The following is a 16,583-nucleotide window of genomic DNA, read 5'->3' on the forward strand; positions in this document are numbered from 1 at the left end:
TATCGAGACAGGTCCGGTACGGAGTCCGGTAAAGCCCGGATCCTGACCCTTAGTCGCACTGAATTCGCAAGGCACAGGCGGTGGCGACGAGGGTCAGCCCGGCGAAGGTGATCGCCGTACCGGGGTAGCCGCCGAGGGCCAGGCCGACGCCGCCGATCGCCGCGCCGAGGAAGGTACCGAGGCTCATGCCGGCGGTGTTGACGCTGAGGGCGGAGCCGCGCAGGTCGCCGCTGCGGCGGACCAGGAGCGTCGTGACGCAGGCGGCGACGCTCGCATGGCTGGCGCCCATGACCGCGGTCAGGACCAAGGTGAGCGGGAGCGTCGGCGAGAAGTAGAAGGCTGCGACAGCGATCAGCGCGACGGTGATCCCGATCAGGAGGAAGCGCTCGGTCCGGGCGCGGGTGGTGGCGAGGTACCGGCCGGAGAGGAGGTTGCCGAGGAAGAACGAGGCTCCGCTGAGCGACCAGACGAGCGCGAACCAGCCGGGCGCGAGGTCGAACTTGTCGTCGTAGAACGCCGCCAGGTACGCGAGGTACCCCATGAAGGCCGCCGTCCTGAGCATCGCGATCGCGAGCAGCGGTACGGCGCCCGGGATGCGCGCGAGTTCCCGGTACGTCGCCAGGTAGCTGACGTGCTGCCGGCCGGTGATCGGTGCTGTGCGTCCGCGGCCGCGGATGCAGAACGCGGCCGAGAGACCGAGGGCGATCACCGAGGCGGCGAGGAGGTTGCCGCGCCAACCCCAGATCAGGCCGGGGCCGGCGAGTACGGGCGCCGCGAGCATCGCCATCGCGCTCGTCGTCGCGGACACCAGCGTCGCAGCACGGCCGGCCGCGGCCGGGGAGCGGAAGCGGTCCGCCGCCGCGGCGCCGATCGACGGGGCGAGGATCGACGTCGAGGCACCGATCAGCAGGCAGAACGCGGCCAAGGCGAACACGTTGCCCACGGCACCTAACGCTGCCGAGACACCGAGCAACGCGAGACCGGCAGCGGCGACCAGTTCGCGCGGCGCACGGTCCATCAGCGGCGCCAGCAGTACGCCGACCGCGAGCGCCGCAAGTCCACCGAGTCCGCGCAGGCCACCGATTTCCGCGACGCTTCCGCCGGCCGCGTCGGAGATCGGCACCAGGTACATCCCGAACACCGTGAACGGAATCAGGCTCACGGTCGAGGCGAGCAGGAACGGCCACAACCGCTTGACCATGCGGAGATCGCCGGGCACTTCGGCCGTCAGTTGCTGCGTGCTCATGTACCCGTCCGGTAGCGGTAGAGGCTGCTCGGGCGGGAGCTGAACTGGGAAAACGGAAACGGTTCGGCGGAAAGTGCTGTCACGCCGTTTCCGAGGAAGGCGCGGGCCACAGCGCTGCCGGTCTGGGCGTAGATCGCCAGCGGTTTCTCTTGCTCGCGGCAACGTTGCAGGAGTACGTCGAAGCTGCCGTTGGACAACGTCATCCCGGTCGCCACAACCGCGTCGGCGGCGTCGATCACCTCGGTCATGTCTTTCGAGACGGGCAGTCCGGAGGCAGTTCGGTCGAGGTTGAAGTCGCACGGGAGGCAGCTGCCGCCGCGGGCGGTGATCGCGTCGACGAGCGGGTTGACGACGCCGATCAGCGCGACTTTGGTGCCGTCGGCAACGTCGAGGAGGCCGGCCACGGCGGCGTCGCGGGCCTTGGCGCGGACGTCCGGGGTCCCGGCGGGGAGGACCACTTCCTCGGCGTGGGGTGAGGTGTGGTGTGGTTCGACTGCTGCCAGGTACGCGTCGAGGGCGGCGACGCGTACTGGGAGTGGGTCGTCCGACGTCAGCACGTCGGCGAGGGTGCGGCCGGAGGTGTCGGCGCAGTACGTCGGGTCCAGTTCGCCGTGCTCGAAGGAGCAGGCGCCGAACACTTCCCCCACTCTGAGCAGGACGTAGTAGTTCCGGTAGGTGACGTCGGCGCCGGGCAGGCGGGTCGTGTGATGCAACCAGAACGCACTGGTGATGCCGAAGGTTGCCGGGGCGGGCCCGAATGCCCCCGCGACAACGGAATCGGTGAGCTGACCTACGGAAGTGATGGACAAGCGAGCAGTCATTGGGGGGCGGCCTTTCGGGGTGTGCTGGGATCAGATTAATGCGACTGCGTCGCAGCTGGAAGTTCGGCGCGCCGGAACTGCGCCGACTCCCGGCGGGCCCAGGTCATTGCCGACCACGGGACCGCGAGGTCGTCCAGGGAGTCGATCTCGCGCGGGCGCATCGATGCCATCGGCCGTGCTTCGGCATGCCGGGCGAAAGCGGACTCGACGTACCGGGTGCCGGTGTCGGCGGCGAGGAACACGTGTTTCCGCCCGCGGTCGCAACCGTGTTCCCACAGCGCCGACAGGTACGCCGCCCCGGCCGACAACCCCGCGAAGACGCCGGACGTCCGGAGCAGATCCACCGCCGCCGACATCGCGTACTCGAAGGAAACCCAGTGCAGCCGGTCGTAGAGCCCATGCCGCACGTTCCGGAACTCAATGGAACTACCGATCCCGGCGATGATCATCTCCGGATCCTGCGTGTGCCCCGCGCCGAACGTCACGCTCCCGAACGGCTGCACGCCGACCAAGTTCACGTCCCGCCCGCTCTCCCGCAGGTACGCCGCGATCGCGCCGGTGGATGCGCCGGTACCGACACCACCGACCAGGCACAGCGGCCCGGACGGCACCAGCGAGGCGACGAGGTCCGCGACCGCCCGGTAGCCGAGATAGTGGATGTCGTCGTGGTACTGCCGCATCCAGTGGTACGACGGGTTGTCGCGGAGGATCTCACCGATCCGGCGGACCCGGAGGTTCTGGTCGAGCTGCAGGTTGTTCGACGACGGCACCTGCTCGACCGTCGCGCCGAGGATCTCGAGCTGGATCTTCAGCGTCCGGTCGACCGTGGTGGACCCGACGATGTGGCACTTCATCCCGTACCGGTGGCAGGCGAGCGCGAGCGCGTGCGCGTAGATCCCGCTCGAGCTGTCGATCAGCGTGTCGCCGGGACGGACCCTCCCGGTCTCCAGCAGCTGCCGGACGGCGCCGAGCGCGGAGTACACCTTCATCGTCTCGAACCGCAGGCAGATCAGGTCGTCCACCCGGATCGGGTCCGGGTCCTTGATCGCCTCCGCCAGGTGGTCGTGCAGTCGCGTCATCGGCGCGGTTCGCTCCTCATGTCGATGGATGCGGGCGGAGAATCAGGGGTACCGATCCGCGCGGCCGCAACCAGCCGGCGGGTCAGTCCGTGCTGCGGTTCGGTGGTGATCCTCGAGGGCGGACCCTGTTCGACCACGTGGCCGGCGTCCAGCACCATCACCTCGTCCGCGACAGCGGCGACCAGTCCGAGATCATGGCCGATCCAGATCAGCGCGGTACCGCGTGCCTTCAGCTCACCGAGCAGGTCGAGCACGAGCGCCGTACCGCGGTCATCCAGGGCGGTGGTGATCTCGTCGCAGATCAGTACGTCGGGTTTCGCGAGGACGGCCCGCGCGAGCGCAGCACGCTGGAGTTCGCCACCGGACAACCGGCTCGGCGGGCGGCCGGCCGTGATCGCGGCGACGCCGAGTCGGGCGAGGACTGCGATGGCCTCGGCGTGGGCCTGTTCCGGCGCGAGTCCGCGCAGGCGTTCCGCCGTACGGGCAACTTGCTGGTCGACGGGGCGCCGTTCGTCGAAGGAGCCGCGGACCTCTTGCCAGACGTACTGCACTCGGCGGTGTTGCTCGCGCGTGCGTTTGCGCAGTATCGGCAACGGGTGGCCGTCGAGGTGGATGCTGCCGGTGTGGCGCTCGTGCAGGCCGGCCAGGCAGCGGGCGAGGGTGGTCTTGCCGCTGCCCGAGCGGCCGACGACGCCGAGGCAACTACCTGCGCGGACAGCGAGGCCGATGTCGTGCAGGACGAGGTCGCGACCACGCGGCCGCAGCGAGGCTGACAGGTTCATTGCCTTCAGCAACGGTTGGCCGGTGGCGGAGGTTCCCAGCGGCTTTCCGGGATGGGCGCTCGACGGCAGGACGTCGGAGATCACCCGGCCGGCGTCGAGGACGACGACCCGGGTGGCGAGTGCGCGGACCAGGTCGAGATCGTGACTGAGCAGCAAGATGCCGAGGCCGGTCGCGGCGAGTTCGCGGAGTTCGTGGACCAGTTGGAGCCGGGTGATCGAGTCGAGCCCGGTGCTCGGCTCGTCCAGGACGAGCACCCGCGGTCGGCAGGTGAGGGTCTGGGCCAGCGCGATCCGTTGCCGTTGGCCACCGGAGAACTGATGCGGAAAACGCTTGAGGGTTGCGTTCTGCGTCTGCAGTTGCGCCGCTCGGAGCGCCCGCTCGACGTCGCCGTCGTGGAGCTTCGCGAGTTCACGCAGCGTCGTACCGATTCGACGCGCCGGGTTGAGCGCACTCCCGGGGTGCTGCGGCATGTAGGCGACGAGCCGGCCGAGGACGTCGGCACCGGTCACACCCTGGTCGTCGACGACGCTTTCCCCGGCGACCTCGACGTGCCCTTCCAGCCGGACGCCGTCTCCGTGCTCCCCGAGCAACGCCAACGCCGCCGTGGTCTTCCCCGCTCCGGAGGCGCCGACGAGTGCGGTCACCTCGCCGGCGGCCACCTCGAACGACACACCGTCCACCAGCACCGCATCACCCGCGGTCGCGGACAACTTGTCGACGCGAACGAGGATCATGCCGGCGTCCCGACCATGCGACGGGAGCTGTGCACGAGGCGATCCGCCAGCAGGTTGAAGCCGAGTGTGAAGGACACGAGCAGCAGGGCAGGCGCGAGAACGGACCACGGTTGGAGCAGTAGACCCTCGCGGTTGCGGGAGACGCTGACTGCCCAGTCGGGCGCGGTCGGACTCAGGCCGAGACCGAGAAAGTTGACCGAGGCAACGAGGAACACCGCGAGCGTGATCCGGGTGCCCAGGTCGGCGGCGACCAGCCCGAGCACCGAGCGCCCGACGTACCCGAGCTGGATCCGTATCCACGACTCCCGTTGCATCCGCAGCGCCTCGACCACGGGTCCGCTCGCCGCATCCAGCGCGGCCGCGCGGACCAGGCGGGCCACGGTCGGCACGTTCACCATCGCGACGGCCACCGTGATCGCGACTGCGGATGCGCGCCAGCCAACGGCCACCACGCTGATCACGAGCAGGGACGGCAACGGAAGCAGTACGTCGAGAGGCCGCATCAGCCCCTCGTCCAGCCACCGGTACCGGGTCGAGGCGGCGGTCAACCCGACCATCCCGCCGACGACGTACGCGAGCACGACCGCCCCGAGCGCCATCCCCAACGCCGACCGCCCACCGACGAGCAACAGCCCGAACACATCCCGCCCGAGCCCATCCGTCCCGAGCAAGCCCGCGGACGAGTAGGGCAAACCTTCGCGAGCGTCGTACGGGACGAAAGGCCCAAGGACCGCGACAACCAACGGCACCAGCACCGGGCCCGCCGCAACCACGACCGCACCTCCACGGGCGGGGCTCATCGGAGGAGCTCCGAGCGGGGGACGAGACGGTTGCAGACGAGATCGGCGGCCAGGTTGATCAGCAGCGCGGCAACCGCGAGTACCAGCGTGAGCCCCTGGACCACAGGCACATCGCGCGTCTCCACACCGTCGACCAGCGCCGTCGCAAAGCCGGGAATCGCGAAGATCGCCTCGACCACCAACACCCCACCCAGCAAGGTGTCACCAGTCCGAGCCAGCTCCTGCACCCCGGGAACCGCAGCGTTCGGCAGTACGTGCCGCAGCAACAACTGACGCCGCGGTACCCCCAGCCGACGAGCCTGCGTGATGTACTCCGCGTGCAACGCTCTTACCGTTCCCGCCCGCACCTGACGCGACAGCAGACAGACTGTCCGCCCGAACAGCACAGCCACCGGCAGGACCAGCAACGCCGGCGACGCGAGCAGATTGCTGCCGATCCACGTGGCCGGCAACCACCCCAACGTCAACGAGAACACCGCGACCAACACGACCGCGATGACGAAGTCCGGAATCGCCGACAGCGCCAGCGTGACCGAGGTGATCGCCCGATCGATCCGCCCGTTCTCGCGTGTCCCCATCACGATGCCCAGGGCAACGGCGAGTGGTACGACGACCGCGAGCGTTGCCAACGTCAGTACCAGCGTCGCGCCGATCGAGTTCCGTACGATCCCGGCGACCGGCCCGCCGCTGATCAACGACGTACCGAGATCGCCGGACAGCACGTTCCCCGCCCAGTGCACGAACCGCTCGACCGGCGGCTGATCCAGCCCCAGCTCAGCCCGCAGCGCGGCGACCTGCGAAGGCGTCAGTGTCTCGCTGAACCGCAGTTCCGCCGCGTCCCCCGGCAGCAACGACGTCAGCACGAACACCAGGACCGACAGTACGGCGAGCTGGCCCAGAGCGAGCAGCGCCCGCTGGACGGCGTACACCCGCATTCAGGCGAGCCATACCTTGTCGAACCGGCCCTGGTCCAGCGTGTTCGGCGGCGCCGCCTCCACGCCCTGCACCTTGGCGGACACAGCCACCAGGTAGTCGGGCAACCCCCACGCGAGGATCCCGCCCTCGTCACGCAACGTCTGCTGCAGTACGCCGTACCGCCGCGAACGTTCCGCCTCGTCCGTCACCGCCCGCGCCGCCGCGAACCCGGTGTCGAACGCGGGCCGCCGCCAATGCGTCACGTTGAACGGCGAATGCGACAGCAGCCGGTCGGTGATGTACTGCGGGATCGGCATCGCGCCCGACCGGTGGTTGCCGATGGCCCCCTTCGTGAGCAGGTCCTTCGCGTACGTCTGCGGACTGCCGGTCGTCACCTTCAACCGGACCCCGGCCTCCGCGACCTGCTCCGCGAACAACGTCGCCGCCTCGACGAACCCGGCCGACGCGTCCGCGGTGAAGATCTCCACCTCGCGCCCGATCAGACCGGCCTTCGCCAGCAGGGATTTCGCCCGATCCACGTCCCGCTCCCGCGGAGCCAGATCGGCCGGATAGTACTGATACCCCTTGCCGAACAGGTCGTTCCCGACCTCACCGCGGCCAGCGAGGACGACGTCCACCAGCCGCTGCCGATCCGCGAGCAGCTTGAACGCGAGCCGTACGTCGGGGTTGTCGAACGGCGGCTGGTCGACCTTCATCACGAACGCCTGCATCGTGCTCGCCTTCGCGGCCACGATCCGTACCGTCTTCCCGGCCTCGGCGGTCCGGGCGAACGTCGCGGTCATGTCGTTCGCGTACTCCGCCTGGCCGCCCTGTACGGCGTTCGCGCGCGCCTCGGAGTCCGCGGACAGGATCTGCAACTCCTCGATCCGCGCGGGCCCGTCCCAGTAGTCGGCGTACCGGGTCGCGACCATCGAGCGGCCGGCTTCGAAGGAGACGTACCGGAACGCGCCGGTCCCGACGGGTTTCGACGGGTCCTTGAAGCCGTTGCGGACGATCTGCGTGCCGATGCCGGCCAGCAGGGCGGGGAACTCGGCGTTCGGCTGAGTCAGCACCAGCTCGACCGTCGACGGCCCGATCGCCTTGCTGCGCTTGAGATCGAGCGTCGCGAGCGAGGACTGCGCGACCCGCTCCGGTGCGGCGGGATCGGCGATCCGGCTGAGGGTGTAGAGCACGTCGTCAGCGACGAGTTTGGCGCCGTCGTGGAACGTCGCGTCCCGCAAGGTGAAGCGCCACGTGGACGCCGTACCGTCGTGGTCCCACTTGGCCGCGAGCCGCGGGACCGGCTTCAGATCCGGACCGAGCTCGACGAGCTTCTCGTAGATCGCCTTGTGCCGCGCGATGTCCACGAACAGGCTCTGCACGTGCGGGTCGAGCACCTCCTTGGCCCCGCCGCCGGCGTACACCGCCCGCAACCGCCCGCCGTGTTTCGGCTCCGCCGCCACGCCACCATCAGCCCCGCAACCGGTCGTCGCGGCCAGCCCGGCAGCACCGGCCAGCCCCAGGAACCCACGCCTACCCAACGCCTCGGACACGCGCCACATCCTCACCTTAGTGAAAACGGTTGTCAAATCCAGCGCGCATCTGAACGAGACGCCATCATTCTGTCGGCGCCAGCGTTCGGTCGCTCTCCGTAGCGGCGTGTCCGGGCGTATCGAGGAACGGGTAGTGGTCAGCCCGCCGTCGGGCGCGCGCGCTCGACTCTCCCGCCTGCGGAGCGGGAGAGGGCACCACCACCCGCTGTTCGGTACGAGTCAGTCGACGCAGTCGGTCGGGGCGCAGAGGTTGGGAAGGTCGGCGGCGATCCGCTCGAGCAGCGTGGTGAGCTGGGTCTGCTCGTCAGGGGTGAGGCGGTCGAAGAAGTAGCTGCGCACGGCGTCGACGTGGTCGGGCGCGGCGGCGTCGATGGCTTTGCGGCCGAGTTCGGTCAGCCGGACCATCGAGCCACGGGCGTCCGACGTACATTCCTCGCGGCAGACCAGGCCGCGTTTCTCCATCCGGCTGACCTGATGCGACAGGCGGCTGCGTTCCCACCCGACGGAGCGGCCGAGATCACGAGTCCGCAGTACACCGTCCTCGGCCTCGGACAACGGGTGCAGCAGGGCGTAGTCGGCGCCGGACAGGCCCGAGTTCGTGATCATCCGCGCCTCGAGCGCGCGCATCAGTTCGCGATGCGTGTGGCGGTACGACTGCCAGAGTCGCGCCTCACGCTCGTCGAGCCACCGCGGTTCGGTCATCTTGTCAGTGTACGAAGAAGTTGACATATCACCGAGTCATGGCGTGCGGGAAAGTGCGACGGCCAGGCCGATCGTGCCCGCCATGATCATCAGCTCGACCGCGGCGAGCCGGCGGAACGCGGCCGGGTTGCCGGTGGCGAGCTCGGGCAGCGTCGTCCGGCGGTGCCACCAACCGACCGTGACGAGGGTCGCGAACGCCACGGTCTTCGCGAACACGAGAGCGCCGTACCCGCTCGTCACCCATTGGGTGATCAGCCCCCACCCGCCCTGCCGCCCGTCGAGGTGGATCTCGGCGGTGACGAGTCCGGTGAGGCCCATCGTCACGGCACATCCGAGCGCGAGCGTGCTGAAGAGTTCGACGGCCTCGCGCGATCGCGTGTAGCGCAGTACGGCCAACAGGCCGCCGACCCAGACGGTCGCCGCGAGGACGTGGACGACGAGTGACAGCGTGGCGAGAACCGTCAACAGGTTGGTGCGCTCAGCCGCACTATGGCCGGTGAGGAGCGGCCCGACCACCGCGGCGATCGTCAGTAAGGCGGCCACCAGTGCGGCGCCCAGCGTCTTGGCGCCACTGAGGACGACGGCGAGTACGGCGGTCAGTACGACGGCGACCGCGAGCGCGCGGACCTGGCTGATCTGGCCGGCCGGTCCGGCGTGCTCTGCCAGGTGCGACAGCGGGATGCCGAGAATGACGGTCGCCGTCGCGATCAGCCCGCCGATGCTCGCGACCGCCCAGACGCCGGCTGCGATCGCGGCGTCCTGGCAGGCCTGGATCGCCTTGCCACCAAGCTTTCCGTCGTTCGCCGGAAGGAACAGGACGACGGCGAGCACGGCACCACCGGTCGCGACGGCGGCGCCGTCGGCGAGGATCCGCAGTACCGGAACCGCCCACGAGACGCCGAGCCCGGCACCGAGCAGGCCACCGGCAGGTTTCTGTGGAGCACCACCGGCGGCGAGCAACGCGACCACCATCACAACGATGCCAGCGGCAACCATTCCCGGCACGGTCAGCCGGCCGGCGGGTCGTCCGTTCATCATGCGGCTGGGCGGCGGCGCACGATCACCACGGCGAGGGCGACGACCACGAGCATCACCAGGCACATCGCGACGATCGTCACGGTGTTGGAGTTGCCCTCCGACGGTGCTGCGCCCGGGGTGGCGTTCGGGTCGGTGGCGGGGTGCCCGGCATGCGTCACGGTGAAGGAGCCGGAGATGGTGACGGGGTGGCCGTCGTCCGAGATCACCCGCGCCTCGACCGTGTACTTGCCGGCCTCGACCATCGCGCCGACCGGCTGCGTCACGGTGTTGTCGACCACCTGGACGTCACCAGTCGCGACGTTCTTGCCGCTCGGCGAGTTCACCTGGACCTGCGTGCCGTTGGAACCGACCGGCTCGTTGAAGGTCAGCACGATCTTGGTCGGCGGCGCGGCCATCGACGTACCGTCACCGGGCGTCATCGACTCGAGCTTGGCGTGCGCCGCTGCCAGGCCGGCGGAACCCACCAGCATGAGCAGCGACACCGCAAGTACGGCGAACAACCGGCGCATGGCTACTTCCCGCCGGCCGGAGCTGCGGGAGCCTCAGAAGCCGGCGCCGCCTGACGCGACCGAAGTCCGAACGCCAGACCGAGCAGCCCGACCAGCAACCCGCCACCACCGAGCCACCGCGCCAACGTATCGGACGTGCCTTCGGAGGTGCCTTCGGGGGTGGTCGCGGCGACCGGCGTGACCGCGGCCGTCAGCTTCAGCGTCGGCGCCGGGTGTTCCGGCTCAGCCGCACCGTCCTTCGCGGAGTCGGCCCACTTCACCACCTCACCGTCGCTGTACGTCTGCTCGGTCGGGAAGCTCAACGAATCCACGCCGTCCGGCAACTTCCCGACCGACAAGGCGAACTCGTCGAAGTCGTTCGGCGGGATACCGCCCGCGGTCGCGGTCCAGGTCACCGTCAGGATCGCCTTGGTCAGCGTGACATCGCCGACCTTCACCGGCGCCGGCAGCTTCTCCTCTTTCTTCTCCACCTTCCACCCGTCCTTCACCTGCGCGCCGACATGCGCGAACGGGTGGTCCTTGGGCAGCGAGACGACGAGCTTCGACGTACTGGTGTTGTCCGACTCGGTCGGTACGCGGAACACGAGCTTGCCGTACCCACCGGGCTTCGCGTCCGGCGACGACACCGTGACATGCGCCGACGCCGAGCTCGCGGCGCCGATCACCACGAGCACGGACGCCGCCGCGATCGCGGCGGCACGCAGCGCGTATCGCTTCTGGACATATCTCTTGGGCATCAGAGAACCTTTCAAGGCATACGAGAGTGTCCGGCGCAGGGGCGCCGGGTTCAGACAGCTGTAGCTACTCGTACGCCGGGAGGCCCACGCTCGGTGACGCTCGTACTGCGGTCTTCACCGGTCGGCGCCCATGACGTGTGGACCCCGGGCGCCGTCGGGAGCCGTACGGGACGCAGTACCGGCAGCTCGGGGAGCAGTCGCGCGCAGGCCCGCCGTACCCGATGAATCCAGCGGTGTGCCCGGCTGATCGCCAGGACGCCCGCGAGCAGTCCGCCGAGGTGCGTGGCGGTCATCATCAGGCTGCCCGTGATGGACATGCCGTGGTGCATGGTTGCCGAGTCCAACGTGACATGGACGAACAACTGAACCGCGGCCAACACCAGTCCGGTCAGCAGCCGCTCACCTGCCAGGTACTCCCCGAGCAGCCAGCAGACCCCGGCCAGCGCGGCCAGCGGAGGCAGTACGCCCAGCGGTACGCCGCCGCCGCCGACCAGCGCATGACCGAGTACCGCCACCGCGACGCTCAGCGCCGCGACCACGGACGTAGTCCTGCTCTCGGTCGGCATTCGATCCCCTCGCTCGTGTCACTCTACGGACAGGATCGCGCGCAGGTTCCCGCGGACTACTGCTGCTCACTATCCGTACCGAATCGCTCGCGGATTGTTTGCTGCGATGATGTGCGGATGGACGTAGCCGTGCTGGAGATCGGGGGCAGTCACGTGACGGCGGCCGTGGTGACGCCGGAGACGTGGGACGTGACCGAGGTGGACCGGGCCGAGCTCGAATCCCAGGCGGCGGCGCAACAGGTGGTCACCCAACTCGCTGACGCGGCCCGGAAGTTGCCGCTGGCAAACGGTCTGGCGATCGCGCTGCCCGGTCCGTTCGACTTCGCGACCGGGGTCGCGTGGTACCGGAACCAGGGCAAGTTCGACCAGCTGTACGGGGTCGACCTCGGCGCTGCCCTGGGCAACGAACTGGGCAACGAACTGGGCACCGACCGGCTGATGTTCATGAACGACGCCGAGGCGTTCGCGGTCGGCGAGTGGACCGCCGGCGAGGTCCGCGGCGTCGAACGCTGCGTCGGCGTGACGATCGGCACCGGCATCGGTACGGCGTTCCTCGCCGACGGCCGGGTGGTCCGCGACGGCGGCACCGTTCCGCCGGGCGGCGAGCTGTACAAGACGACGTACGCCGGAAAACCCCTCGAGGACGCCATCTCCGCCCGCGCCATCCTCCGCCGCTACGCCGAGTCCACCGGCCGAACAGCCCCCGGTGTCAAAGAAATCGCCGACCAGGCCCGAGTCGGCGACGCCACAGCTCACCAGGTCCTCATCGCCTGCTTCACCGACCTGGCCACCGCCCTGGCCCCCTGGCTCGAACGCTTCGGTGTCACCCATACAGTCCTGGGCGGCTCAATAGCAGGAGCCTTCGACCTCATCCATTCGTCGCTCCCCTTCCCCGTCTCCGCGACGAAGGACACCGAACACTCAGCCCTGATCGGCGCCGCCGCCCACTACCTCAGAACCTGTCCGTAACCCCCGCTACGGTCGGACCCGTGAAGATCGCCACGCCTCGCCTGCGCGCCCAGCTCGACTCCGCAACTCCTGAGACGGTGGAGGACGAGGAGCGGTTGCTCGACCTCCAACTGGAAGATGTCGACCTGAGTGACGTGGAGGCCGAGCACGTCGAGCTCGGGGGCTGCCGGCTCACCAGGTGCAAGCTGGCCGGCTCGGAGCTGGACAAGCTCATCCTGGTCGACACCGAGCTGACCCAGTGTGACCTCGCCAATTCCCGCTGGGCCGACGCCGCCCTGACCCGGGTCGCCGTCACCGGCTCGCGGATGATCGGCTTCGCCGGCCCGGGCGCGGTCTTCCAGCACGTCACCGTCCGCGACACCGTGCTCGACTTCGCCTCGTTCCGGTTCGCGAAGTTCGTGAAGGCCGAGTTCGTGGACTGCCGTCTGCAGAACGCCGACTTCGTCTCCGCGGACCTGACCGGCGCGGTGTTCCGCGGCTGCGACCTGTCCGGCGTGGAGTTCTCCCAGGTCAAGGCGGCCAAGGCGGTCTTCGTCGACTGCGGCTGGGACGGCGCGAAGGGCCTCGCCTCGCTGGCCGGCGCGACCGTCGCGGCCGCCTCCCCGATCGACACGCTCGCGTTCACCAGCGCGGTCACGGTCGCCGCCGGTATCAGGCTCGCGCATCCCGACGACCTGGAGGGAGCGTGACCCGGGCCACGATCGAGGACGTCGTACGCCGGATAAGGTGGGCCCGTGACTGACTCGACGATCATCTACACCCACACCGACGAGGCTCCGGCGCTCGCCACGTACTCGTTCCTCCCTGTCGTCCAGGCGTACGCCGGCCAGGCCGGTGTCGGCGTGGAGACCCGGGACATCTCACTCGCGGGCCGCATCCTCGCCGTCTTCGGTGACTACCTGAAGGAAGAGCAGCGGATCCCGGACGCGCTGTCCGAGCTCGGCGAGCTGGCGAAGACGCCCGCGGCGAACATCATCAAGCTGCCGAACATCTCGGCGTCCGTCCCGCAGTTGAAGGCCGCGATCGCCGAGCTGCAGTCCCAGGGCTACGCGCTCCCGGAGTACCCGGACGAGCCGAAGACCGACGAGGAACGCGACATCCAGGCCCGGTACGACAAGATCAAGGGCTCCGCGGTGAACCCGGTCCTGCGCGAGGGCAACTCGGACCGCCGGGCACCGGCCTCGGTGAAGAACTACGCCAAGACCCACCCGCACCGGATGGGTGCCTGGTCCCCCGAGTCGAAGACGAACGTCGCGACGATGGACAACGACGACTTCCGCGCCACCGAGAAGTCCGCGGTGATCGAGGCCGCCGGCTCGCTGCGGATCGAGCTCGTCGGTGACGACGGCACCACCACCGTGCTGCGCGAGTCGATCCCGGTGCAGCCGGGCGAGGTCGTCGACGCGTCCGTCCTGCACGTGGCCGCGCTGCGCGAGTTCCTGACCGCGCAGGTCGCGCGGGCGAAGGCCGAGGACGTGCTGTTCTCGGTGCACCTGAAGGCCACCATGATGAAGGTCTCCGACCCGATCATCTTCGGTCACGTGGTCCGCGCCTTCTTCCCGAAGACCTTCGCGGAGTACGGCGACGTCCTGGCGAAGGCCGGCCTGACCCCGAACGACGGCCTCGGCGGTATCCTCAGCGGGATCGCCTCGCTGCCCGAGGGGCCGGCGATCAAGGCCTCCTTCGACGCCGAGCTGGCCGACGGCCCGAAGCTGGCGATGGTCGACTCGGACAAGGGCATCACCAACCTGCACGTACCGTCCGACGTCATCGTCGACGCCTCGATGCCGGCCATGATCCGTACGTCGGGACACATGTGGGGCCCGGACGGCGCCGAGCACGACACCCTCGCCGTACTCCCGGACCACAGCTACTCCGGGATCTACCAGGCGGTCCTCGACGACTGCCGCGCGAACGGCGCATTCGACCCGTCCACCATGGGCTCGGTGCCGAACGTCGGCCTGATGGCACAGAAGGCCGAGGAGTACGGCTCGCACGACAAGACGTTCGAGATCCAGACCACCGGTACCGTCCGGCTGGTGAACGAGGCCGGCGACGTCGTCCTCGAGCAGGCCGTCTCGGCCGGTGACATCTTCCGCGCCTGCCAGACCAAGGACGCTCCGATCCAGGACTGGGTCAAGCTGGCGGTCAACCGGGCCCGGGCGACCGGCGACCCGGCGGTGTTCTGGCTGGACGAGACCCGCGCGCACGACGCGACCCTGATCACCAAGGTCCAGAAGTACCTGTTCGACCACGACACCGAGGGTCTGGACATCCGGATCCTGGCGCCGGTGGATGCGATCAAGTTCTCGCTGGAGCGGATCCGCCGCGGCGAGAACACCATCTCGGTGACCGGCAACGTGCTACGTGACTACCTGACCGACCTGTTCCCGATCCTCGAGCTCGGGACCAGCGCGAAGATGCTGTCGATCGTGCCGTTGATGGCCGGCGGCGGTCTGTTCGAGACCGGTGCGGGCGGTTCGGCGCCGAAGCACGTCCAGCAGCTGATCAAGGAGAACTACCTGCGCTGGGACAGCCTGGGCGAGTTCTTCGCGCTGGCGGCGAGCTTCGAGCACCTGGCGCAGGCGACCGGCAACGCGCGGGCGCAGGTCCTCGCCGACACCCTGGACCGGGCGACCGCCACGTTCCTGAACGAGGACAAGTCCCCGACCCGGCGCGTCGGCGGCATCGACAACCGCGGCAGCCACTTCTACCTGTCCCTGTACTGGGCGCAGGAGCTGGCAGCGCAGACCGACGACGCCGACCTCGCCAAGGCCTTCGCCCCACTGGCGGAGACGCTGGCCGCGAACGAGCAGACCATCGTCGACGAGCTGATCGCCGTCCAGGGCAGCCCCGCCGACCTCGGCGGCTACTACCAACCCGACCCCGCCAAGGCGGCCGCAATCATGCGCCCGTCCAAAACCTGGAACGAGGCCCTCGCTTCGCTCTGATCTCGTGACAAAGGGCGCCCGGGTCTCCCCGGGCGCCCTTTGTTTCGTGCTGCATCCATACCATACGGTTTGGTATGGGTCAGGACGTGAACGGCACCCGGACCCAGCTCAGTACGGCGGGGTTGCGCGGGTCGATCGTGACTCGCAGGTAGTCGTTGTCGCCGGTCGATCCGTCGACGGTGATCCGCGAGAGGTTGCTCGCCGGCGTCGTCACACCGTAGAAGCTGAGCCACTTCGAGCCGGCCGCCAGCGGCTTGTCGCTGTTGTAGACGTGGCTGTCGCCGTTGAACAGGTACACCGGGCCGCGGAAATTCGCCGACTCCCGGGCGATCTCCTGCACGATCGGCTGGAACGCGTAGTAGTCCGCGAACGACGGGTTCGCCACGGTCGGGTCGAACATATCGGCCTGCGTCAGCAGTACGACGGCCCTGTCGCGGTCGGCGCGCGCCTGCGCGAACGTGTCCCGGATGCTCTGCATGACGGCCCCCGTACGGTTCAGTACCTCGGCGGTCTGCTCCGGCGTCGGCGCGGTCTTACCGGTCCACGGCGCCATACTGTTGTTGCTGCCAACGATGTGCAAGGCGGCGAACGCGACGTCGCCGCGGCTGAACCGGACGTCCTCCGGGATGCCCTGTGCGACCTGGCTGTCGACCTTCACCGAGTGCTGCCCGAGCGTCCGGCCGGGCTGCGGGAAGAACACCTGCCGGATCTTCGCCAGCCGCTCCAACGGGTTGTAACCGCCGTTGTTCAGACGATGGCAGTCGGTCCACTCATTGTCCCCGACGGTGTAGACGAGCGGATCCGCGAACCGGTCGAACTGCGTCTTCACCTGCGCGAAGTACTCGTCACTGCAGACCGACGAGCCGTCCTTGATGTCGCCGAGATGAGTGACCAGCTTGACCGGCTTGTCCGCGTTGATCTGGTCGACCACCTTCGGGAACCGGGCGATCTGCGCCGGGCCGTAGGGGATGTCACCGATCACGGCGAACGTGTAGGGGTCCGGGCCACGGTCCGCGGCGGCGTTCGGAACCCCGACCGCGAGCCCGAGCAGGGCCAGACACGCGGTGATCACAGGCGCACGACGTACTCTCACAAATCCTCCAAGTCCGAGCGGGTACGGACCAACTTTTCGGCTCGGTGGTGAACGCCGGGGCACTGCCGCATGAACATTGACGACTCG

At 69.0% G+C, this 16,583-nt stretch carries 16 protein-coding genes; 3 read left to right on the forward strand and 13 right to left on the reverse strand.

Features of this window, described 5'->3' with window-relative positions:
• Positions 1–49: 49 nt before the first annotated feature.
• The 12 genes from FB475_RS08385 to FB475_RS08440 all read right to left on the reverse strand — a co-directional run bounded on the left by FB475_RS08385 (position 50) and on the right by FB475_RS08440 (position 11,483).
• Positions 50–1,246, reverse strand: coding sequence for an MFS transporter (locus FB475_RS08385; protein WP_238332029.1), 1,197 nt, complete (start codon positions 1,244–1,246; stop codon positions 50–52).
• Positions 1,243–2,055 (reverse strand): Rossmann-like domain-containing protein, encoded by an 813-nt coding sequence (locus tag FB475_RS08390; protein ID WP_238332030.1) that lies wholly within the window; start codon positions 2,053–2,055, stop codon positions 1,243–1,245. The genes FB475_RS08385 and FB475_RS08390 overlap by 4 nt, the downstream gene beginning before the upstream one ends.
• A gap of 47 nt (positions 2,056–2,102) precedes the next feature.
• Positions 2,103–3,146 carry a pyridoxal-phosphate dependent enzyme gene (locus FB475_RS08395; RefSeq protein ID WP_202878286.1) on the reverse strand — a complete coding sequence of 348 codons (1,044 nt, stop codon included), beginning with the start codon at positions 3,144–3,146 and terminating at the stop codon, positions 2,103–2,105.
• Positions 3,143–4,663, reverse strand: a complete 1,521-nt coding sequence (locus FB475_RS08400; protein ID WP_141854105.1) for an ABC transporter ATP-binding protein — start codon at positions 4,661–4,663, stop codon at positions 3,143–3,145. The genes FB475_RS08395 and FB475_RS08400 overlap by 4 nt, the downstream gene beginning before the upstream one ends.
• Positions 4,660–5,436: an ABC transporter permease gene (locus tag FB475_RS08405; protein ID WP_238332031.1), complete on the reverse strand. Its 777-nt coding sequence runs from the start codon at positions 5,434–5,436 to the stop codon at positions 4,660–4,662. Before FB475_RS08405 ends, FB475_RS08400 begins: the two co-directional genes overlap by 4 nt.
• A 23-nt stretch (positions 5,437–5,459) precedes the next feature.
• Positions 5,460–6,398, reverse strand: a complete 939-nt coding sequence (locus FB475_RS08410) for an ABC transporter permease (protein ID WP_141854109.1) — start codon at positions 6,396–6,398, stop codon at positions 5,460–5,462.
• Positions 6,399–7,931, reverse strand: coding sequence for an ABC transporter substrate-binding protein (locus FB475_RS08415; protein WP_185759151.1), 1,533 nt, complete (start codon positions 7,929–7,931; stop codon positions 6,399–6,401).
• A 219-nt stretch (positions 7,932–8,150) separates the two neighbouring features.
• Entirely contained in the window at positions 8,151–8,633 is a 483-nt protein-coding gene (locus tag FB475_RS08420; RefSeq protein WP_141854113.1) for a MarR family winged helix-turn-helix transcriptional regulator, read from the reverse strand.
• Between the two features lie 36 nt (positions 8,634–8,669).
• Complete coding sequence (locus FB475_RS08425) at positions 8,670–9,629, reverse strand: CopD family protein (RefSeq protein WP_238332032.1); 960 nt, start codon at positions 9,627–9,629, stop codon at positions 8,670–8,672.
• 38 nt (positions 9,630–9,667) lie between these two features.
• Positions 9,668–10,180 carry a copper resistance CopC family protein gene (locus tag FB475_RS08430; protein ID WP_141854118.1) on the reverse strand — a complete coding sequence of 171 codons (513 nt, stop codon included), beginning with the start codon at positions 10,178–10,180 and terminating at the stop codon, positions 9,668–9,670.
• A gap of 2 nt (positions 10,181–10,182) precedes the next feature.
• Positions 10,183–10,917, reverse strand: a complete 735-nt coding sequence (locus FB475_RS08435) for a YcnI family copper-binding membrane protein (protein ID WP_141854120.1) — start codon at positions 10,915–10,917, stop codon at positions 10,183–10,185.
• 50 nt (positions 10,918–10,967) lie between these two features.
• Positions 10,968–11,483, reverse strand: a complete 516-nt coding sequence (locus FB475_RS08440) for a hypothetical protein (protein ID WP_141854122.1) — start codon at positions 11,481–11,483, stop codon at positions 10,968–10,970.
• A gap of 117 nt (positions 11,484–11,600) precedes the next feature.
• On the opposite strand from FB475_RS08440, the gene FB475_RS08445 reads away from it, so the two are divergent.
• Genes FB475_RS08445 through FB475_RS08455 form a run of 3 tightly spaced genes read left to right on the forward strand, consistent with a single transcriptional unit; the run spans position 11,601 to position 15,403 of the window.
• Positions 11,601–12,452, forward strand: coding sequence for an ROK family protein (locus tag FB475_RS08445; RefSeq protein ID WP_141854124.1), 852 nt, complete (start codon positions 11,601–11,603; stop codon positions 12,450–12,452).
• A gap of 20 nt (positions 12,453–12,472) precedes the next feature.
• Positions 12,473–13,141 (forward strand): pentapeptide repeat-containing protein, encoded by a 669-nt coding sequence (locus tag FB475_RS08450; protein ID WP_238332033.1) that lies wholly within the window; start codon positions 12,473–12,475, stop codon positions 13,139–13,141.
• Positions 13,142–13,186: 45 nt separating this feature from the next.
• The gene (locus FB475_RS08455) at positions 13,187–15,403 is read left to right on the forward strand and encodes an NADP-dependent isocitrate dehydrogenase (protein ID WP_141854126.1); all 2,217 of its coding nucleotides are present in this window, start codon (positions 13,187–13,189) and stop codon (positions 15,401–15,403) included.
• Positions 15,404–15,482: 79 nt separating this feature from the next.
• Here FB475_RS08455 and FB475_RS08460 read toward each other — a convergent pair whose 3' ends face one another.
• On the reverse strand, positions 15,483–16,496 hold the full coding sequence (locus tag FB475_RS08460; RefSeq protein WP_141854128.1) for a metallophosphoesterase: 1,014 nt from the start codon (positions 16,494–16,496) through the stop codon (positions 15,483–15,485).
• Positions 16,497–16,583 lie beyond the last annotated feature (87 nt).

Source organism: Kribbella jejuensis, assembly GCF_006715085.1.
In the GTDB taxonomy this organism is placed as follows: Bacteria; Actinomycetota; Actinomycetes; order Propionibacteriales; family Kribbellaceae; genus Kribbella; species Kribbella jejuensis.